Origin of the sequence: Amycolatopsis sp. NBC_01480, from assembly GCF_036227205.1 — a bacterium.
Classification (GTDB): domain Bacteria; phylum Actinomycetota; class Actinomycetes; order Mycobacteriales; family Pseudonocardiaceae; genus Amycolatopsis.
Map to the genome: position 1 here is coordinate 1,635,565 of NZ_CP109442.1, position 18,485 is coordinate 1,654,049.

The following is an 18,485-nucleotide window of genomic DNA, read 5'->3' on the forward strand; positions in this document are numbered from 1 at the left end:
AGCCAGGCAAGCCCGGAAGGCCACCGTGGGGAATCCCCCGCGGTGGCCTTCCGCTTTCTGCTCGCCGTGCTCCACAAAGGACAGTAACCGCGAAAAACGGTTTCCGTTCCAGAGCGGCCGCGAGGCAGACTTCCGGCCATGTTCATCCGCCAGGCCACCGAGGCCGACGCCGCGGCGATCCACGCCGTGCACACCGCCGCGTTCCGCGACCACAACCCCGTGGGCACCGCCGAGATCCCGGAAGCCCGGCTGGTCGGCGAACTGCGCGCCGACGGCGACCTGATCCCGGCCCTGTCCCTCGTCGCCGAGCGCGACGGCGAGGTGATCGGCCACGCGTGCTCCAGCTCGGCCCGCGTCGCCGACGACACCGCTGCCGCAGTCGGCTTCGGCCCGCTGGGCGTGCTCCCGGAGTTCCAGCGCAGCGGCGCCGGCTCGGCTCTCGTGCACGCGACGCTCGGCGCGGCCAACGCGCTGGGCTTCGCCGCCGTTGTCCTGCTCGGCGACCCGAAGTACTACTCCCGCTTCGGTTTCGTCCTGGCCTCGACGCTGGGCATCACCCCGCCGGAACCGGACTGGGCCCCGCACTTCCAGGCCCGCACCCTCACCGCGTACATCCCGTCGGTCCGCGGCCCGTTCCGCTACTCCCCGGCGTTCGAACGGCTCTGAGCGGGCCCGAACCAGGTGGCCAGCGCAGTCCTCAGCTCGACGGCGGACTCCGGGAGCCAGGCGACGTAGCCGTCGGGGCGGACCAGGAGCGCCGTCGAGGCCGGGATCTCGCCCACCGCGGGAATCGCCCAGCGCTCGGTGGGGCAGATGGCCTCGACGTGGTCGACGCGATCGGTCCAGCCTTCGAGGCCGGCGCCGGAACCGCCGCCGAAGTCGAGCAGGACCGGACGGCCGCGGTGCAGGAGTTCGTAGAGGCGGACGGCGCCGTCGGCGGTTTTCAGGTCGAGGTCGGGCACGCGCCCGCCGAGCAGCGGGTGCTCGTCGCCGATCGGGTATTCGAGGTCCAGGGCCGAGAGCATGGTGCCGATGACGTCGTTCCCGGCCTCGGTCCCGATCAGCGCGGCGACGCTCTCGCGCAAGGCCTCCACGCGCGGGCCCGGCCGGCCGAGCACCGTTTGCGCGCGGGTGTTGCGCACGACCCGGTCCGCGACCGGGCGGCGTTCGGTTTCGTAGCTGTCCAGCAGGGTTTCCGGCGCGCTGCCGGCGAGCACGAGGGCGAGCTTCCAGCCGAGGTTGACCGCGTCCTGCACCCCGGTGTTCAGCCCCTGCCCGCCGGCCGGGAGGTGGATGTGCGCGGCGTCCCCGGCGAGCAGGACGCGGCCGCTCCGGTACCGGTCGGCGAGCCGGGCCGCGTCGCCGAAGTGGGAGACCCAGCGCGGGCTGTGCATGCCGAAGTCGGTGCCGGCCACACGGACCATGGCTGACCGCACGTCTTCGAAACCGACCTCGGCCTGCCGATCCAGGACGCGGTCGTACTCGGAGACGATCACCCGGTACCAGCCGGGCTCGAACCCGAGCACCGAGAAACTGCCCAGCTCGGCGCGTTCCTGGATGAACGACCCGGCCGGCGGCTCGGTCAGCTCGACGTCGCCGAGCAGGGAGGTCATGGTCGCCGCGGTGCCGTCGAAGCCGATGCCGGCGAGCTTGCGCACCGCGCTGCGGCCACCGTCGCAGCCGACCAGGCAATCGGCGCGAATCGGCTCCCCGCCGTTGATCTGCACGGTGACGCCGTGTTCGTCCTGGTCCAGGCCGGTGATCTCGGACGACCACCGCGCCTGCCCGCCCAGCTCGGCCAGGCGCGCTTCGAGCAGCCGCTCGACCTTCGACTGGAGCAGCACCAGCGTGTACGGGTAACGCGTGTCGAAGCGGCTGAAGTCCAGCGGCAGGCCGGAAAAGTGCCCGGCCTGGACCGGGCGCCCCTGGGCTTGGAACGGCGCCAGCATTCCGCGCTGGTCCAGCACTTCGAGGGTGCGCGGGTGCATGCCCCCGGCGCGGGATTCGTCGCCGCGCCGCTCGAGCCGGTCGACGACCAGCACGTCGACTCCGGCCAGGCGAAGCTCGCAGGCCAGCATCAGGCCGGTCGGGCCGCCGCCGGCGATCAGCACGCTCGTGGACTCCATCAGACTCTCCTTAACGTTGTTCAATGAACGTTGTTAAGGGTTACTCTAACGATGTTAAGGTGTCAAGCATGGTGACGACGAAGCTCAACCGCGAGATGATCGCCAGGACCGCCCTCGGCCTGCTCAACGACGTCGGCCTCGACGGGCTGACCATGCGGCTGCTCGCCAAGGAGCTCGGCGTCCAGGCGGCGGCGCTGTACTGGCACCTGAAGAACAAGCAGCAGCTGCTCGACGCGATGGCGGGCATCATGTTCGCCGAGCTGAACGACGAGCTGGAAGCCCCGCGCAAGGACGAGGACTGGGCGGCCTGGGTCAGCGAACGGGTCCGCGCCATCCGCCGGATGATGCTGAAGTACCGCGACGGCGCCCGGGTGTTCGCCGGCACCTACCTCGCCGAATCCGAGCTGCCCCGGGCCCTCGAGCTGACCCTGGGCACCATGGTCGACGGCGGCTTCTCAGCCCGTGACGCGGCGCGCGGCTTCCCGGTGCTGTACCACTACGCGATCGGCTTCACCATCGAGGAACAGGCGCGCATCGGCGCCGACTACGCCGACCACAACCCGTACCACGCCGACGAACTGACGGAAACCGTTGACGCCCAACGGTTTCCGCTCACCGCGCAGGCGGCCGGCGAGCTGTTCGACGTGCGCACCGACGACGGGTTCGAGGACGGGCTGCAGGTCATCGTCGCCGGCCTCCAGGCCCGTTACCTCACCAGCTGACGACCAGGGACTCGTGAGTGGCGATGACGGTTCTAACCGTCACCAACACTCACGAGCTCGCCGCCTTCAAGTGGTTGCGCGCCAGGAAGTCGTCCGCGATGTCGAGCGGATTGCGCTTCTCGTCGGTGAACTGGACGTTCAGCTCGGTCAGCTGATCGGTCGTCAGCACGGCCGAAACGTGGTTCAGCGCGGCCACTTCGCCCGGGGACAACGTGCCCTTCGCGACCAGCGGCACGATGTTCTGCGCCGGGAACATGTTCTTGTCGTCGTCCAGCGGGACGAAGCCGTTGGACTTGATCGTGGACGAGGTGCTGAACAGGTCCGCCACCTGCACGTCCCCCGACTTCAGCGCGGCCACCGTGACCGGGCCGCCGGTGTCGGTCGTGCGGATCTCCTTGAACGCGCACCCGTAGAGCTGCTTGATCCGGTCCTTCCAGCGGCTGCTCCACTGGCCCGGCCCGCCCATCACCAGCTCGCCGCAGCGCGGGCCCAGCTCGGAGAACGTCTTCACGCCCGAGTCGGCCAGCTGCTTGCCCACCACGAGCAGGTCCTTGTCCTGCGCGGGCGCCTGGTCCAGCACCTCGAACCCGGCGGGCAGCTTCTGCTTCAGCTGCGCGTACACGTCTTCCGACGTGGTCGCCTGCGTGTTCTTGTCGAAGTACCGCAACAGGTTCCCGCTGTAGTCCGGCACCACCGAGAGCGATTTGTCCTGCAGGGCCTTGACCACGACCTCGCGGCTGCCCACCGGCGGGCGCACGGTGACGTTCGCCGCGCCCGCGTTGCGCAGCGCGCCCGCGTAGATCTGGGCCAGCAGAAGGCTTTCCCCGACGTCGGACGCGCCGATGATGATGTTGCCGCTGTCGCCGCCCTCACCGCCGCCGGCCAGCGGGTTGCCGCAGCCCGCCGCCAGCAGGGCGACGGCCGCCGCGAGCACTCCGAAACGCTTCACGCCACACCTCCGGCAGCCGCGGCCCGGCCGGACGTCGCCTGCGCGGCGAGCCGGACCCCCTTCGGGACCAACGCCCGCTGGACCGCGGCGAGGACGAGGTCGAACACGATGGCCAGCAACGCGGTGAGGATCGCGCCGGCGACCACCTCGGTGTAGTCCAGGATCGCCAGCCCGTCGAGCAGGAACCGGCCGAGACCGCCGAGACCGACGTACGCGGCGACGGCGGCCGTCGCGATCAGCTGCATCACCGCGTTGCGGATCCCGCCCAGCACCAACGGCAGCGCGATCGGCAGCTCGACCTGCCACAGCTGCTGCCAGCCGGTCATGCCGATGCCCTCGGCGGCGTCGACCACGTCGTGCTCGGCCGCCAGCAGCCCGGCGTACGTGCCGGCCAGGATCGGCGGGATGGCCAGCACCACCAGCCCGATCACGGCCGCCAGCTTGCTGTCGGTGAACAGCAGGAACAGGAAGGTCACCAGGCCCAGCGTCGGCAGCGCGCGGATCGCGTTGCCCGCGCCGACGAGCACGACCGAGCCGCGGCCGGTGTGCCCGACGTACAGGCCCAGCGGGACCGCGATGACCAGCGCGATCACCAGCGCCAGCAGCACGTAGCCGATGTGCGCGAGGAGCTGGGCGCCGATGCCGTCCGGGCCTTGCCAGTTCGCGGCGGTGGTGAACCAGCCGAAGACGTCGCCGATCATCCGGCCGCCACCTCCACCGCGGGCGCTTTACCCGCGCGTTCCCAGGGGGTAAGGAGATTTCTCAGCAGTACCAACACGAAGTCGACGACCAGGGCCAGCAGCAGCGTCAGCACGATGCCCACCACGATCGGCGAGAAGTACGTCCGCTGGAAGCCGTCGGTGAACAGCACGCCGAGGCCGCCGGTGCCGATCAGCGCGCCGACGCTGACCAGGCTGATGTTGCTCACCGAAGCCACCCGCACCCCGGCCGCCAGCACCGGCACCGAAAGCGGCAGCTCGACGCCGAGGAACCGGCGCGGCGCGCGGTAGCCGATGGCCGTGGCCGCGGCGACGATGTGCGGCGGCACGGCCTCGAGCGCGTCGAGCACCGGGCGCACCAGCAGCGCCGTGGTGTAGATGGTCAGCGCGACGATGACGTTGATGCTGTCCAGGATCTTCGAGCCGATGATGCCCGGGATCACCACGAACAGCGCCAGCGACGGGATCGTGTACAGCAGGTTCGACAGCACCAGCAGCACGCTGCGCACCGGCTGCCACTGGTGCCCGGCCCAGCCGAGCAGGATGGCCAGCACGATGCCGATCACCAGCGGCACCAGCGCGAGGTAGATGTGCTCGCCCAGGTCGCCGAGGATCTCGCCGCGGTTGTTGGCGCTGGCCAGGTACCGGCCCAGCTCACCGAAGAAGCCTCCCATCAGGACGCCTGCGGGGTGGCCTCGATTACTTCCAGCACCTGGCGCGCCAGCACCGTGCCGACCACGCGGTGCTCGTCGTCGACGACCACGCCGAGGCTGGCCGGCGACGAAAGCGCCGCGTCCAGCGCGCCGCGGATGGGCGTGCCCTGCACGTACAGCGAACCGCCGGCGACGAGGTCGTCCTCGGTCAGCTCACCGTCCACAGTGGAATTCGGTGGCAGCCAGCCGCGTGGCTGCTTTTCCGCGTTCACCACCAGCTGCCAGCCGGTGCTCGGCCCGGTGAGCTTGCCGCCCAGCTCGACCAGCGTGACGTCGGAGACCTCGACCCCGTTGGCGGACAGGAAGGACAGCCCGCGGTAGCCCCGGTCCTTGCCGACGAACGAGGCGACGAAATCGTCCACCGGGTGCCGCAGCACGTCCGACGGGGTGCCGTACTGCGCGAGCTTGCCGCCGACGCGCATCACCGCCACCTTGTCGCCGAGCCGCACGGCCTCGTCGATGTCGTGGGTGACGAACACGATCGTCTTGCCCAGCTGCGATTGCAGGCGCAGCAGCTCGTCCTGGAGGCCCTCGCGCACGATCGGGTCGACCGCGGAGAACGGCTCGTCCATCAGCAGCACCGGCGAGTCCGCCGCGAGCGCCCGGGCGACGCCGACGCGCTGCTGCTGGCCGCCCGAAAGCTGCGCCGGGTACCGCTTGCCCAGCTCGGCAGGCAGGCCGACGGTCTCCAGCAGCTCGCCCGCGCGGGCCCGGGCCTTGCGCTTGTCCCAACCGGACAGCAGCGGGACCGTGGCGATGTTGTCCAGCACCGTCCTGTGTGGAAAGAGGCCGGCGTGCTGGATGACGTAGCCGATGCCGCGCCGCAGCAGCGCGGGATCGCCGTCGGCGACGTCCTTGCCGTCGAGCAGCACGGCGCCGGAAGTCGGCTCCACCATGCGGTTGATCATCCGCAGGGACGTGGTCTTGCCGCAGCCGGACGGGCCGACGAACACCGTGATGGTGCCGTCCTCGACCGTCAGGGAGAGGCCGTCGACGGCCACCGTGCCATCCGGATACCGTTTGGTCACGTCACGGAATTCGATTGTCACAGACTTCTCCCCACGTCAGATGCAGGATCGACGGTAGCCCACTCGACCGCCCTTGGCAGCCTGTCCCGAAGGTTGGCCGGTTAGGCTCGGCGACCGTGAAAGCTCTCGACGACGTCCTGGCCGCGCACGGCGTCGGCGTCCGCCCGCTGTACCAGGTGATCGACCTGCTGCGCACCGGTCCCCACGAGCTGGCCGACCTGGTGCGGCTGGCGGCCGCGCCCCGGCGCAGCGTGGAGGACGTGCTGGCGGCGATGGCGGACGACTTGGAGCGTTCCGGTGCCGGTGTCCGGATCGCACCGTCCGCGCTGGCTTCGTATGCGAAATATGCGCTGCCCCGCCAGCCGGACCCGCTGGACGAAGCCGTGGCCGCACACGGCGAGCTGCTCGCCGAGCTGACCGCGCGGATCGCCGCCGTGCCCGCGCCGCTGGCCGCGCTGGACCACGTGCAGGCGACGCCGGAGACGGTGCTGCGCCGGGCGTTGTGGCTGAACGCGCGCTACGACCTGCGCCGCTCGCGCCTGCTGTTCCTGGGCGATCACGACCTGACCTCGCTCGCCGTGCGGGCGCTGTGCCCCGAGGCCGATCTGTCCGTCGTGGACCTGGACGAGCGGGTTCTGTCCTACCTGGACGAAACGAGCGACCGGACCATCACCACCGCGCACACCGATCTGCGCGTCGGCCTGCCGCCGGCCCTGACCGGGCGCGCGGACCTGGTGTTCAGCGACCCGCCGTACACGCCGGAGGGCATGGGCCTGTTCGCCGCGCGGGCGGTGCAGGCGCTGCGCGAGCCGAGCGAGGGCCGGATCCTGCTCGCCTACGGTTACAGCCCGCGGCATCCGGCGCTGGGCGCGCAGGTGCAGCGTTCGCTGGCGACGCTGGGGCTGACGTTCGAAGCGATCCTGCCGGACTTCAACCGCTACTTCGGCGCGCAGGCCATCGGCAGCGCCGCCGACCTGTACGTCTGCCAGCCGACGGCGAAGGCCAAGAAATCCCGTGCGGGCAAGGGAAAGCCGGCGATCTACACGCACGGCCCGCAGTCGGTCGAGTCGGCCGGGACGAAGCCCGCGCTACTGTCGGCCCTGCACGAGATCGCCGCGGCCGGCGGGCTGGCCCTGGAGACCCGCCCCGTCGGCTGGTCGACGTCCGGCCCGGAGGGCGACGCGGTCGCCATGGACCTGTCCGCCGACCCCGGCCCGTGGCTGCTGCGCACCCTGCTGGGCACCAACGCCCGCCGGCTGGCCCTGCTGGTCCCGAACAACCACCCGGACTTGGCCGACGCGGTGTCGCAGCAGGCGCTGTCCGAGCTGATCGGCCCCAAGTACCGCCTGCGCTTCCTGCGCAGCACCCCGGACAACCGCCACGCCGTCGTGGTCGCCGACCTGGCCGACCACCCGGACGAGGTGCTCTCCCGAGCCCACGCCCGCCTGGCGAACGTCTCCCTCACCGTCCCGCCCGCCCTGGCCGACCTCCGCCTGGTCGACGTCCCCCGCCACCGGCTCCCGGAACTGCTCGGCTCCTGAAACCGGCGGCCGGATAGAAGGACCCCAGCGGCCGGATTGAAGGCAACCTGGTGGCTGGATTGAAGGCACCCCGGCGGCCAGATTGAAGGCAACCTGGTGGCTAGATTGAAGGCACCCCCGCGGCCAGATTGCACTACAGGCCATTGACCAGGCATAATATCGGAATGACGACACCCTCGAACCCGCTCCTCGCCAGACGGGCCGAAGCGAGCGTCTCAGCGGCGATGGCCGACACTCGGGTGATCCTGGTCAACGGTGCCCGTCAGGCCGGAAAGAGCACGCTGGCCGGGTTGATCGCCGGCCGCTCCTCGGTCGAAGTGCGGAATCTCGACCGGCCTCAGGACCTCGAGGCAGCACAGACAGACCCCAGCGGCTTCGTCGACTTCGACCAGCTCATGGTGATCGACGAGATCCAGCGCGCGCCGGAGCTGTTCCTGGCGATCAAGGCGACCGTCGACGCCGATCCCCGGCCAGGAAGGTTCCTGCTCACCGGCTCCTCGCAGGTACTCGCCCTGCGCGGCCTGCCGGACACCCTGCCGGGCCGCAGCGAGACCATCGAACTGTGGCCGCTCTCGCAGGGCGAGATCGACGGCACGCCCGACGCGTTCGTCGACGCGGCGTTCGCACTCGGCCCCGATCTCCACCACCACTCGGCCATAACCCGGTCCGGCTACGCGGAGCGCGCTGTCCGCGGTGGCTTCCCCGAGGCAGCACGCCGGACGGATCCCCGTCGTCGAGCGCGCTTCTTCGAGTCCTATCTGACCGATCTGATCAACCGGGACATCCGGCAGCTGGGCGAGATCGAACGTCTCGCCCAGCTTCGCGCGATGCTCAGGCTGATCGCCGGGCGCAACGCCGGGCTGCTGGTGCCGTCCTCGCTCGGCAACGACGTCGGCCTGACCTATCACACCGTTCAGCGCTATCTCGGCCTGCTGGAAGAGATCTTCCTGATCAAGCGGATCCCGGCATGGTCGCGCAACATCAACGCGAGAGCCGTCGACAACCCCAAAGTCGCCTTCGTGGACACGGGAATCGTGGCCAACCTGCTGCAGGCCGACCCGCAGTCGCTCCTGCGCCCCGGCGGCGAGTTCGGCCCGCTGCTCGAAGGATTCGTGACGATGGAGCTGGCCCGGCAGCTGACCTGGTCCGAAACACGCGCCGAGCTGTACCACTACCGCACCAAGGACAAGGTGGAAGTCGATGTGGTGCTCGAAAACGCGCGCGGCCAGGTAATCGCCGTCGAGGTGAAGGCATCGACGACGGTGACCGCGAAGGACTTCCGCGGTCTCCGTCACCTCGAAGACCGGCTCGGCGAAGACTTCCTCGCCGGATATGTGCTCCACACCGGACCGGAAACCCTGCCGTTCGGGCCGAAACTGCGGGCCGTGCCGATCAGCGCGCTGTGGCAGGTCTCCTGACCTCGCCTCAGAACAGCGCCGCGGCCAGTTCCTGGTACACCGCGAACACCTCGTCGTCGTAGACCTGGAGTTCGACGTCCGGCAGGTCGGGGTGGGTGGCGTGGCGGGTGGTGACGACCTGGATCGCGACGTGGTCGGCGCCTGCGGTGTGGTGTTCGGCGAGGCGGCGGGCGATCGTGGGGGCGTCGCCGTGGGCGACGAGGGCGTCGATCAGGCGGTCGCTGCCGTTGCCGGACAGGTCTTCGTCGGTGAAGCCCAGGCGGCGGAGGTTGTTCGTGTAGTTCGTCAGGCCCAGGTACGGGTGTTTGATCCGCGGCCGGCCCGTCTCACGCGCCCGCTCCGGGTCGGTGTCCAGCACGACCTTCTGCTCCGGCGCCAGCACCGAGCCGGGTCCCAGCGCAGCGCGCGCGATCCGGGTGTGCTCCGGCGTCACCAGGTACGGCACGGCGCCGCCCGCGCGGGAAGCCGTCAGCTCCAGCATTTTCGGCCCCAGCGCGGCGATCGCGCGCCCCTCGACGGGCACGCCGCCCGCGTCCAGGCCGTCGAGGTACTGCTTCAGCGAAGCCAACGGCTTGGTGAACTGCGACGACTGCTCGGGGTGCCCCACGCCGAGCCCGAGCCAGAACCGGCCCGGGAACCGCCGGGTGATCCGCTGGTACGCGGCCGCCGCGACGGCCGGGTCGCCCTGCCAGATGTTGAGGATGCTGGTGCCGACCACCAGCGAGGACGTCGCCTCGAGGAGTTCGTCGATGCCCGCGAGGTCGACCGGCGGGCCCGCGGCCCACAGGGTCGTGAAGCCGAGGGCCTCGATCTCCACGGCCATGGCCGGAGTGGTCAACGCCGTGGGCTGCCAGATGCCGTATGCGCCGAAGTCAATGGTCATACCGGCCAGCGTGGAGCAGCAAAAATGGACCCGCAAGTCCAGAAAAGGGGCCTCCCCTCCGAGCACGCCGGAGGGGAGGCCCCGTTCAGGCGATCAGGCCGTCACGCCGTCCGATTCGGCCGCCTTGGCCACGGCCGCGGCCACCTCGGGGGCGACGCGCGGGTCGAGCGGGCTCGGCACGATCCGGTCGGGGCCGAGGTCGTCCGCCGCGACCGCCACGATCGCGTCGGCGGCCGCCAGCTTCATGTTCTCCGTGATCGCCCGCGCGCCGGCGTCCAGCGCGCCGCGGAACACCCCGGGGAAGGCCAGCACGTTGTTGATCTGGTTGGGGAAGTCGCTGCGCCCGGTGGCGACGATGGCCGCGTACCGCGCGGCGTCGTCCGGGTGCACCTCCGGGTCCGGATTGGACAGTGCGAAGACGATCGGGTCGGCCGCCATGGTGGCGAGCAGCTCCGGGTCGATGGTCGCGCAGGACAGGCCGAGGAACACGTCGGCCCCGCGCAGCGCTTCGGCGATGCCGCCGCGCAGACCGGCCTTGTTCGTGGTCTCCGCCAGCTGCTCCTTGATCGGGTTCAGCCCCTCGCGGCCGGAGTGGATGATGCCGCGCGAGTCGAGCACCGTCACGTCGGCGACGCCGGCCGCCTGCAGGATCCGGGCGCAGGCCACACCCGCCGCGCCCGCACCCGAGATGACCACCCGCTCGTTCGAGATGGCGCGGTCCAGCACCAGGTTCGCCCCGCGCAGCGCCGCGAGCGTGACGATCGCGGTGCCGTGCTGGTCGTCGTGCATGACCGGGCAGTCGAGCGCCTCCTTGAGCTTGTCCTCCAGCTCGAAGCAGCGCGGCGCCGAGACGTCCTCGAGGTTCACCGCGCCGTACGAGGGGCGCAGCCGCACCAGCGTCTCGACGATCTCGTCGACGTCGGTGGTGTCGAGCACCAGCGGGATCGAGTTGAGACCGCCGAAGGTCTTGAACAGGACCGACTTGCCCTCCATCACCGGCAGCGAGGCGCTCGCGCCGATGTCACCGAGCCCGAGCACGGCGGTGCCGTCGCTGACGACCACGACCAGCCGGTCGGCCCAGGTGTACCGCTTGGCCTTGGCCGCGTCCTCGGCGATCGCGCGGCTCACCTTCGCCACGCCGGGCGTGTACGCGATCGAGAGGTCACGCGGGTCGGAGATCGGCCGCGTGGCCGCCACGGCGAGCTTGCCGCCCTCGTGCCCGGTGAAGATCTCGGCGTCGGTCACGGGCAGCATGGTGTCGGACGACGCGGGGCCGGCCTGGTCGCTCATCGGGGTTCCTGTCGTCGTTTCCGTCATTCGCCCTGAGGGGACGACGGAACTCGCGGAATGGGTCTGGGTCACTGGAATACTCCTGGGACTGCGAGCGGGGGACCACCGGTGGCGGGCGAAGGCACACCCGGCACCCATGGAACTTGTCCTCCGTACGGCAGCCCAGCGCGGTAGCGCCGGCCTGTCGGCGAGGCGTCACAGCGGCCATCCGAGTCCGTGGGGTGTGGCGATGGCCGCGGACGCTGCGGTCCGTCAACTATGACAGGCGCCCCGGGCCGGGTGACCCCTCGGTGCGGTTCATGTCACAGATTCGGCGTTATTCCCCGGCAAAACCCCAATTCCCAAGACGTCCGTCCGGTTTCGTAAGCGGCGAAACCGGAACGGAACCGATTCAGTGATTTCCCGATGCCCCCTCCCAGGCCCCCACCCCGCCCGGCATTCGCCGGCACCACCACTCGATATGGTGATCCCATGCAATTCCGCCCGCTGAAGGTGCTCGACGCCTACGCCTACACCCCGCGCGCGTTTCCGGATGAGCGCGGCCTGTTCGTGGCCCCGTTCCAGGAGGAGGCCGTGCTGGCCACCGCGGGGCACCCGATGCGCGTGGCCCAGACGAACCACAGCGTGTCGAAGCGGGGCACCATCCGCGGCGTGCACTTCGCCGACACCCCGCCCGGCCAGGCGAAGTACGTCTACTGCCCGGCCGGCTCGCTGCTCGACGTGATCGTGGACCTGCGCACCGGCTCGCCGACGTACGGGCAGTGGGACTCCGTGCTGCTCGACGCGAAGGACTTCCGCGCGGTGTACGTCGCCGAAGGGCTCGGCCACGCCTTCGTCGCGCTCGAGGACAACACGGTGATGGCCTACCTGTGCTCGGAGCCGTACAACCCCTCGGGCGAGCGCGGGATCAGCCCGCTGGACCCGGCGCTCGACCTGCCGTGGCCCGCCGGCACCACGCCGATTGTGTCCGAAAAGGACCGTAACGCCCCGACGCTGGCGGAAGCCGAGGCGCAAGGCATCCTGCCGTCCTACGGGGACTGCACGGCGTACTACGAGAAGCTGCGCGCCGCCCACCGCTGAAGACTCAGCGGACGACGTCCTCCGCCAGCACCCGCTCGATGTTGCGCTCGGCCAGCGCGGTGATCGTCACGAACGGGTTCACGCCGGTGCTGCCCGGGATCAGCGAGCCGTCGGTGACGTACAGGTTCCGGTAGCCCTTCACCCGCCCGTAGTCGTCGGTCGCCTGGCCCAGCACGAGGCCGCCGAGCGGATGGTAGGTGAAGCGGTTCTCAAACGGGCGGGTGTCGCCGAACAGGTCGTAGCGGTAGATCGTCGCGTTCGCCGAGTTGATCTTGTCGAAGAGCGACTTCGCGGCGTCGATCGACGGCTGACCCTGCGCGGACGTCCACTGCAGCTTCGCCGAGTCCGTCACCGCGTCGTAGGTGAAGTGGCCGCGTTCCGGGTTCTTCGTGATCGCGAGGTACAGGCTCACCCAGGTCTCGAGCCCGGCCGGCACCGGCGCGATCTCCGCGAAGACCGGGTGCACCGGGTCGTTCCAGTTGTCGATGCCGAGCGCGGGCATGCCGGACTGGAGGCTGCCGGTGGTGTCCCAGATGTGGTTGGCGCGCCCCAGCATCACGTTGCCGTTGGTGCCCCAGCCCTGCCCGACCTCCTCGGCCAGCGCGGGCAGCCGGCCGGTCTCGCGGGCACGCAGCAGCAGTTCCGTCGAACCGAGGCTGCCGGCGCCAAGGAACAGGTACTTCGTGCTGATGTGCTTGGTGGAGAGCACATTGCCGAGCACGTCGCTCTCGCGCACGGCCAGCGTGTACGTGCCGTCCGGCTGCTGGATGATCTCGCGCACTTCGTGCATCGTCTGGATCGTCACGTGCCCGGTGCCGAGCGCGGCGGCGAGGTAGGTCTTGTCCAGCGAGCGCTTGCCGTAGTTGTTGCCGTAGATGACTTCGGACGCGAGCGCGGACCGCGGGACGGTGCCCGCCTCTTCCTGCTTCAGGTACTCGAAGTCGTACACGCTGGGCACGAACGTGGTGCTGAAACCGGCCTTCTGCGCGGCTTTCCGCGAAACGCGGGCGAACTGGTAGGACTTGCAGGTCTCGAACCACTGCGGGTCGATCTGGTTCATCCCGAGCCCGGTGTTGGCGCGCGGGAAGTACTTGCCGTACATCTCGTCCGCGTCGACGCGCGGCAGGATCTCCTCGAAGTACGAGCGCTTCGGCGTCACGGCCATGGCTCCGTTGACCAGCGAGCCGCCGCCGACGCCGCGGCCGAGGTACACCGACATGTCGCCGAAGTTCACGCGGTCGAGCACCCCGGCGTACGGCTTGATGTCGCGGTTGGCGATGTCGAGCCAGAGGAACGAGGCGAGCGGCGCCTGGGTGCGGTTCTTGAACCACATCGAGCGCTGGTCGGGGTTGAGCATCTGGCAGAAGACCTTGCCGTCGGGGCCCGGCTCGTTCCACAGCTGCCCCATTTCGAGCATCACCGTGGAAACGCCGGCCTCGCCGAGCCGCAACGCCGTGGCGGCGGCCCCGTAGCCGGTCCCGATCACGACCGCGGGCGAGTAGTCCGGCAGCGGGGCCACGGTCGCGGCTCGCGCGGTGGCCGCGGAGATGCTGGTCAGTCCGAAGGCCGCGGCGGTGTTCAGCGCGGCGAGGCCGAGGAATCGGCGGCGCGTCAGGGCTGGCATCCCTGCATCGTGTCGCCGCTTCCCGGCCCTGACAAGAGCAAAATGAAGACTATTCGCTTTTGCCCAGTAAACGGTGTTAATCTCCACCCGTTCGGGTCAATTTCCGAGCCGCCCGAGAACCGGCGCGTACGCCCGATGCCTCCGCCGAACGGCGGCATTCGTTGCTGCGCAAGGAAAACAAGATCGGCCGGGCGAACCGCGCCTAACGCTTCTTCGGCGTCACCCAGATCGTGATCGTGGCCGTCACCACAGTCCGGCCGCGCGCGTCCAGGATCGTCACCGGCACGGGCAGGTCGAAACCGTCGTCGCCGAACTCCGGGAGCTGGGGCAGCTCGGCGACGGCGCGCAAGCCGGTCTCCGCCTTCGCCAGGTACTCGACGCTCATCCCCTTCGGCAGCCAGCGGTGCGAAGGCGGCACGGTCGCCTCCGCGAGCATGCCCATCGCGATCTCCGCGAGATTGCAGGCGGCGATCGCGTGGAAGGTGTGAATGTGGTTGTGGACACCCCACCACTTCGGCGCGGTCACCGAACAGTGGCCGGGACGCAGCTCGCGGACCGACGGCAGCACCGTCCCGAAGTAGGGCACACGAAGGCACATCGCGGCGGAAAACAGCTGCTTACCGCCGGGTTTGGCGACCAACCGGCGCCACATCGCGTACGTCGGGCTCGAGCCCATCAAGACCTCCCGGTGAACCTACTCACGAGTAGGTAAGCACATCGCGCACCCGGCCCGCAAACCGGACCCGGGCTATATTCGCCACGTGGCACATCGGCTCTTCCTTCTCCGTCACGGCCAGACCGAATGGTCGGCCGACGGACGGCACACCGGACGCACGGACATCCCGCTCACCGCCGCGGGCGAGGAACAGGCGCGCGCGGCGGGAGGCACCCTGCGCACGCTGCTGGGCGGCGCGCAGCTCGTCCTGTCCAGCCCCCGCGACCGCGCGAAGCGGACGGCCGAGCTCGCCGGCCTGCGCGTCGACGAGTTCACCGAAGACCTCGCCGAGTGGGATTACGGCGACTACGAAGGCATCACCACGCCCCAGATCCGCGAGACCGACCCCGGCTGGACCGTGTGGACCCACCCGAGCCCCGGCGGCGAGAACGCCGAGGAGGTGGGCGCGCGGGCCGACAAGGTGCTCGACCGCGCGCGCCGCGAGGTCGAGCACGGCGACGTCGTGCTGGTCGGGCACGGGCACTTCAGCCGGGTGCTGGTCGCGCGCTGGGTCGGCCTGCCCGCGCCGTCGGGTGTCCACTTCGGACTCGACCCGGCCGGGATCGCGGTGCTCGGCGACGAGCGCGGCGAGCCGCAGGTCGAGCACCTGAACCTGCTTCCGGCGCTGGAAGCCTGACGCCGTGGCCGACCCCCGAGTCCGCCGGATCCGGCCCGAGGACGTCGACGCCGTCGTGGAGCTGGTCTACGCGCTGGCCGAGTACGAGCGCGAGCCCGACGCGTGCCACCTCACCGCCCCGCAGCTGCACGCCGCGCTGTTCGGTGAGGCGCCCGCGTTGTTCGGGCACGTCGCCGAGCTGGACGGCGCCATCGCCGGTTTCACGCTGTGGTTCCTGAACTTCTCGACCTGGCGCGGCACCCACGGCATCTACCTGGAAGACCTGTACGTCCGCGAAGAACTACGCGGGTCCGGGCTGGGCAAGGCGCTGCTCGCGACGCTGGCCGCGGAGTGCGTCGAGCAGGGCTACCAGCGGCTGGAGTGGTCGGTGCTCAACTGGAACCCGGCGATCGGGTTCTACCGGGCACTGGGCGCGTCGCCGCAGGACGAGTGGACCGTCTACCGGCTGGCCGACGACCCGCTGCGGTCGCTGGCCGCCGACGTCTGAGCGGCCTCAGTCCTCGTCGTTCTTCTCCCGCTCGGCGCGGCGGCCGGCGAGGCCGCCGCGCTCGGCGGCCTCCTCCTCCGTCTCGTCCACGTGCTGTCCCAGCGCCCAGGCCCGCGCCGGGCGGCGGAAGAGCAGCACCAGCGCGGCGATGCCGAACACGGCGATCGGCGCGCCCCAGGCCGGCTGGCCGGACGGGCCGAGCACGTACCAGCCGACGCCGACCAGCAGCAGCGCGACGACCACGCCGGGCGAACGGGCCCAGGTGCGGCCCAGCACCAGCCCGGTCGACGCGGCGAGGAAAGCCAGCGCCAGCACCGCGTAGGTGATGAACTCGGCCCAGATGTTGTTGCCCGGCTGCGGCGGCGACTCCAGGCCGCGCACGAGCACCACGACGCCCAGTGCCAGCAGCCCGAGGCCGGGCAGGGCGGTGAGGACACCCGCCAGCCGGACCTCGGCCGGGGTGGACGGCGGCTTCTCGGTGAGCGACACGGGAGGGCCTTCCAGACGCTGGGCGGAATACGGGCGGGGTGGAACGCGCTGTAGCTCACGTGGAGTGCGGGTGCTTCGAGACCTGCTTTGCGAGAGCACAGTGGACCCGACCTGCACGAGTCACAATGCGTGAGCAGTTTCGATGGTATGCCACCCGGTCGGCCGTTTTCGCGGGGCGCCGGGAACGTGAAAATCGTGGTGTCGTCGATGAGCGGGCGGTCGGCCCGGGTGCACTTGTCACGACGGAAACGAGAGTTCGCCGTCCGCAGAGGAGGACCGCCCGCCACAGCGTCCTTGGGTCTTGGGCCGGGTCTCGGGTCACCGGCCAGGAATGCCGCCGGAGGGGCTGAGCTTCGCGTCACCATGTGACGTCGGAGGTTCTCGTGGCGGCCGCGGGTCACCTACCCTGCGGTAGTGCGCGCGATCCTGATCGTGAACCCCCAGGCCACCTCGACCACCGCCGGTGGCCGGGATGTGCTGGCGCACGCACTGGCCAGCCAGGTGAAGCTCGACGTGGTCGAAACCGACTACCGCGGCCACGCGATGGCCGTGGCGCGCTCGGCGGCCCGGGACGGCATCGACCTGGTCGTGGCGCACGGCGGCGACGGCACGGTGAACGAGGTCGTCAACGGCCTTCTCGCGGATTCCGACGGCGATCCCGGCGAGTTCGGGTCCGCGCCCGCGCTGGGTGTGGTGCCCGGCGGGTCCGCCAACGTCTTCGCGCGCGCCCTCGGTCTGCCCGTCGATCCCGTCGAGGCGACGCACCAGCTGCTGAACGCGCTGGAGTCGGGCCGCAGCCGCAGCGTCGGCCTCGGGCTCGCCGACGGGCACTGGTTCACCTTCAACGCCGGCCTCGGCTGGGACGCGGACGTCGTCGGCCGCGTCGCCAAGCGCCGGGGCAAGGAGACCAGCGCCGGGCTCTACTTACGCGCCGCCGTGCGCTCCTACTTCCGGCCGCCGCTGGGCCGCCCGGCCCTGACCGTCCGGATCCCGGGCGAGGAGCCCGTGGAGGTGGTGACCGCGTTCGTGTCGAACACCGATCCGTGGACCTACCTGGGCGAGCGTCCGGTGCACCTGAACTCGGGCTGCTCGTTCGAGACGGGATTGGGCCTGTTCGCGTTGAACGGTATGCCGTTGCCGACCGTGTTCACGCATGTACGCCAAGCTTTGCTCACCAAGAGCAACCAGCGCGGACGGCGTCTCGTGCGTCACGATGACCTGCCGTTGATCCGCATCGACGCAGCTGAACCGGTAAACTTCCAGGTGGACGGCGACCTCGTCGGCCAGCGCACGCGAGTGGAGTTCCACAGCGTCCCCGACGCACTCTCCGTAATCGTGTGACGACCGGACCGCTGATCGCCTGCGGCAAAGTGCCCATTGCCGCTCGGCGACGCAGAAGCTCCGCTCACCGCATCGGCCTTCCCCCGGGCGGTCTGTTTCAGACAGAAACCGCAGGTCAGAGGCGTCGCCCGGCCGGGTGAGCTGACTCACCGATCTTCAAGAAACCCTTGTCGAAAGCGGTGCTTCGTGAAAGCATTCACAAGCACCCAAAAACACGACCGCCATGACGACTGTGGCGCGGCCTTCCCGCGTCGCTATAAAGGAGCTCACGAACATGGACTGGCGCCACGACGCGGCCTGCCGAGACGAGGACCCCGAGCTGTTCTTCCCGGTGGGAACCAGCGGTCCTGCTCTGCTTCAGGTCTCCGAGGCGAAGGCCGTGTGCCACCGCTGCACCGTCGCATCCGACTGCTTGGCCTGGGCACTGGCCAGCGGTCAGGACGCCGGCGTGTGGGGCGGCATGAGCGAGGACGAGCGACGCGCGCTCAAGCGCCGCCGTACGCACATCGGCACGCGTACCAACGCCTGAGCTTCGGCTCAGAAAAAAGCACCACGGGGAACCGGAAACTTCCGCCGGCTGGCAGCTCCACGCCACGCCGTCCGGGGCGATACCTATCCGGTTCCAGCTTAACAACTGAGGTGAAATCACCCATAAGCGGGTGTCGCGCCACCTCACCTGGACGTTGACAGGGCCGGTACCGCTTCGGCGGACACCGGCCCTTC

The 18,485-nt window shown here is 70.2% G+C and carries 19 protein-coding genes; 9 read left to right on the plus strand and 10 right to left on the minus strand.

Annotation, left to right across the window (positions count from 1 at the left end):
* Positions 1-138: 138 nt before the first annotated feature.
* Positions 139-666, plus strand: coding sequence for a GNAT family N-acetyltransferase (locus OG371_RS07595; RefSeq protein WP_329066958.1), 528 nt, complete (start codon positions 139-141; stop codon positions 664-666).
* On the opposite strand, the gene OG371_RS07600 is transcribed toward OG371_RS07595, so the two are convergent.
* Positions 639-2,126, minus strand: a complete 1,488-nt coding sequence (locus tag OG371_RS07600) for an FAD-dependent monooxygenase (protein ID WP_329066961.1) — start codon at positions 2,124-2,126, stop codon at positions 639-641. The genes OG371_RS07595 and OG371_RS07600 overlap by 28 nt on opposite strands.
* A 68-nt stretch (positions 2,127-2,194) precedes the next feature.
* Here OG371_RS07600 and OG371_RS07605 point away from each other — a divergent pair, with 68 nt between their 5' ends.
* Complete coding sequence (locus OG371_RS07605) at positions 2,195-2,848, plus strand: TetR/AcrR family transcriptional regulator C-terminal domain-containing protein (protein ID WP_329066963.1); 654 nt, start codon at positions 2,195-2,197, stop codon at positions 2,846-2,848.
* A gap of 49 nt (positions 2,849-2,897) precedes the next feature.
* Here OG371_RS07605 and OG371_RS07610 read toward each other — a convergent pair whose 3' ends face one another.
* From OG371_RS07610 to OG371_RS07625, 4 genes are read right to left on the minus strand one after another with little or no spacing between them, the layout of a single operon-like run.
* A complete protein-coding gene (locus tag OG371_RS07610) occupies positions 2,898-3,797 on the minus strand; it encodes an ABC transporter substrate-binding protein (protein ID WP_329066965.1) in 900 nt (299 codons plus the stop codon).
* A complete protein-coding gene (locus OG371_RS07615; RefSeq protein ID WP_091611859.1) occupies positions 3,794-4,498 on the minus strand; it encodes an ABC transporter permease in 705 nt (234 codons plus the stop codon). Before OG371_RS07615 ends, OG371_RS07610 begins: the two co-directional genes overlap by 4 nt.
* A complete protein-coding gene (locus tag OG371_RS07620; RefSeq protein WP_329066970.1) occupies positions 4,495-5,190 on the minus strand; it encodes an ABC transporter permease in 696 nt (231 codons plus the stop codon). The genes OG371_RS07615 and OG371_RS07620 overlap by 4 nt, the downstream gene beginning before the upstream one ends.
* On the minus strand, positions 5,190-6,278 hold the full coding sequence (locus OG371_RS07625) for an ABC transporter ATP-binding protein (RefSeq protein WP_329066972.1): 1,089 nt from the start codon (positions 6,276-6,278) through the stop codon (positions 5,190-5,192). The genes OG371_RS07620 and OG371_RS07625 overlap by 1 nt, the downstream gene beginning before the upstream one ends.
* 95 nt (positions 6,279-6,373) lie before the next feature.
* Here OG371_RS07625 and OG371_RS07630 point away from each other — a divergent pair, with 95 nt between their 5' ends.
* Positions 6,374-7,798 (plus strand): bis-aminopropyl spermidine synthase family protein, encoded by a 1,425-nt coding sequence (locus tag OG371_RS07630; RefSeq protein WP_329066975.1) that lies wholly within the window; start codon positions 6,374-6,376, stop codon positions 7,796-7,798.
* Between the two features lie 164 nt (positions 7,799-7,962).
* On the plus strand, positions 7,963-9,216 hold the full coding sequence (locus OG371_RS07635) for an ATP-binding protein (RefSeq protein ID WP_329066978.1): 1,254 nt from the start codon (positions 7,963-7,965) through the stop codon (positions 9,214-9,216).
* Positions 9,217-9,223: 7 nt separating this feature from the next.
* Here OG371_RS07635 and OG371_RS07640 read toward each other — a convergent pair whose 3' ends face one another.
* Complete coding sequence (locus tag OG371_RS07640) at positions 9,224-10,099, minus strand: LLM class F420-dependent oxidoreductase (protein WP_329066980.1); 876 nt, start codon at positions 10,097-10,099, stop codon at positions 9,224-9,226.
* 93 nt (positions 10,100-10,192) lie between these two features.
* Positions 10,193-11,389: an NAD(P)-dependent malic enzyme gene (locus tag OG371_RS07645; protein WP_329066982.1), complete on the minus strand. Its 1,197-nt coding sequence runs from the start codon at positions 11,387-11,389 to the stop codon at positions 10,193-10,195.
* A gap of 471 nt (positions 11,390-11,860) precedes the next feature.
* On the opposite strand from OG371_RS07645, the gene OG371_RS07650 reads away from it, so the two are divergent.
* Positions 11,861-12,469 (plus strand): dTDP-4-dehydrorhamnose 3,5-epimerase family protein, encoded by a 609-nt coding sequence (locus tag OG371_RS07650; RefSeq protein WP_329066984.1) that lies wholly within the window; start codon positions 11,861-11,863, stop codon positions 12,467-12,469.
* 4 nt (positions 12,470-12,473) lie between these two features.
* Here the strand turns inward: OG371_RS07650 and OG371_RS07655 are convergent, their stop codons facing one another.
* Together OG371_RS07655 and OG371_RS07660 are read right to left on the minus strand one after the other, a co-directional pair.
* Positions 12,474-14,093, minus strand: coding sequence for a GMC oxidoreductase (locus OG371_RS07655; RefSeq protein WP_329066987.1), 1,620 nt, complete (start codon positions 14,091-14,093; stop codon positions 12,474-12,476).
* 202 nt (positions 14,094-14,295) lie between these two features.
* Complete coding sequence (locus OG371_RS07660; RefSeq protein WP_329066989.1) at positions 14,296-14,769, minus strand: hotdog fold domain-containing protein; 474 nt, start codon at positions 14,767-14,769, stop codon at positions 14,296-14,298.
* A gap of 85 nt (positions 14,770-14,854) precedes the next feature.
* On the opposite strand from OG371_RS07660, the gene OG371_RS07665 reads away from it, so the two are divergent.
* Complete coding sequence (locus OG371_RS07665; protein WP_329066991.1) at positions 14,855-15,445, plus strand: acid phosphatase; 591 nt, start codon at positions 14,855-14,857, stop codon at positions 15,443-15,445.
* A gap of 4 nt (positions 15,446-15,449) precedes the next feature.
* Positions 15,450-15,932, plus strand: coding sequence for a GNAT family N-acetyltransferase (locus tag OG371_RS07670; protein WP_329066993.1), 483 nt, complete (start codon positions 15,450-15,452; stop codon positions 15,930-15,932).
* Between the two features lie 6 nt (positions 15,933-15,938).
* On the opposite strand, the gene OG371_RS07675 is transcribed toward OG371_RS07670, so the two are convergent.
* Entirely contained in the window at positions 15,939-16,421 is a 483-nt protein-coding gene (locus OG371_RS07675) for a hypothetical protein (RefSeq protein ID WP_329066994.1), read from the minus strand.
* Positions 16,422-16,835: 414 nt separating this feature from the next.
* On the opposite strand from OG371_RS07675, the gene OG371_RS07680 reads away from it, so the two are divergent.
* A complete protein-coding gene (locus OG371_RS07680) occupies positions 16,836-17,762 on the plus strand; it encodes a diacylglycerol/lipid kinase family protein (protein ID WP_329066996.1) in 927 nt (308 codons plus the stop codon).
* Positions 17,763-18,036: 274 nt separating this feature from the next.
* Entirely contained in the window at positions 18,037-18,291 is a 255-nt protein-coding gene (locus tag OG371_RS07685; RefSeq protein ID WP_091612873.1) for a WhiB family transcriptional regulator, read from the plus strand.
* Positions 18,292-18,485 lie beyond the last annotated feature (194 nt).

Coding starts and splice junctions, on each gene's coding strand:
- OG371_RS07635 (WP_329066978.1), top strand. CDS start 7,963: ATGACGACACCCTCGAACCCGCTCCTCGCCAGACGGGCCGAAGCGAGC.
- OG371_RS07620 (WP_329066970.1), bottom strand. CDS start 5,190: ATGGGAGGCTTCTTCGGTGAGCTGGGCCGGTACCTGGCCAGCGCCAAC.
- OG371_RS07645 (WP_329066982.1), bottom strand. CDS start 11,389: ATGAGCGACCAGGCCGGCCCCGCGTCGTCCGACACCATGCTGCCCGTG.
- OG371_RS07655 (WP_329066987.1), bottom strand. CDS start 14,093: ATGCCAGCCCTGACGCGCCGCCGATTCCTCGGCCTCGCCGCGCTGAAC.
- OG371_RS07615 (WP_091611859.1), bottom strand. CDS start 4,498: ATGATCGGCGACGTCTTCGGCTGGTTCACCACCGCCGCGAACTGGCAA.
- OG371_RS07685 (WP_091612873.1), top strand. CDS start 18,037: ATGGACTGGCGCCACGACGCGGCCTGCCGAGACGAGGACCCCGAGCTG.
- OG371_RS07640 (WP_329066980.1), bottom strand. CDS start 10,099: ATGACCATTGACTTCGGCGCATACGGCATCTGGCAGCCCACGGCGTTG.
- OG371_RS07650 (WP_329066984.1), top strand. CDS start 11,861: ATGCAATTCCGCCCGCTGAAGGTGCTCGACGCCTACGCCTACACCCCG.
- OG371_RS07600 (WP_329066961.1), bottom strand. CDS start 2,126: ATGGAGTCCACGAGCGTGCTGATCGCCGGCGGCGGCCCGACCGGCCTG.
- OG371_RS07660 (WP_329066989.1), bottom strand. CDS start 14,769: ATGGGCTCGAGCCCGACGTACGCGATGTGGCGCCGGTTGGTCGCCAAA.
- OG371_RS07595 (WP_329066958.1), top strand. CDS start 139: ATGTTCATCCGCCAGGCCACCGAGGCCGACGCCGCGGCGATCCACGCC.
- OG371_RS07605 (WP_329066963.1), top strand. CDS start 2,195: ATGGTGACGACGAAGCTCAACCGCGAGATGATCGCCAGGACCGCCCTC.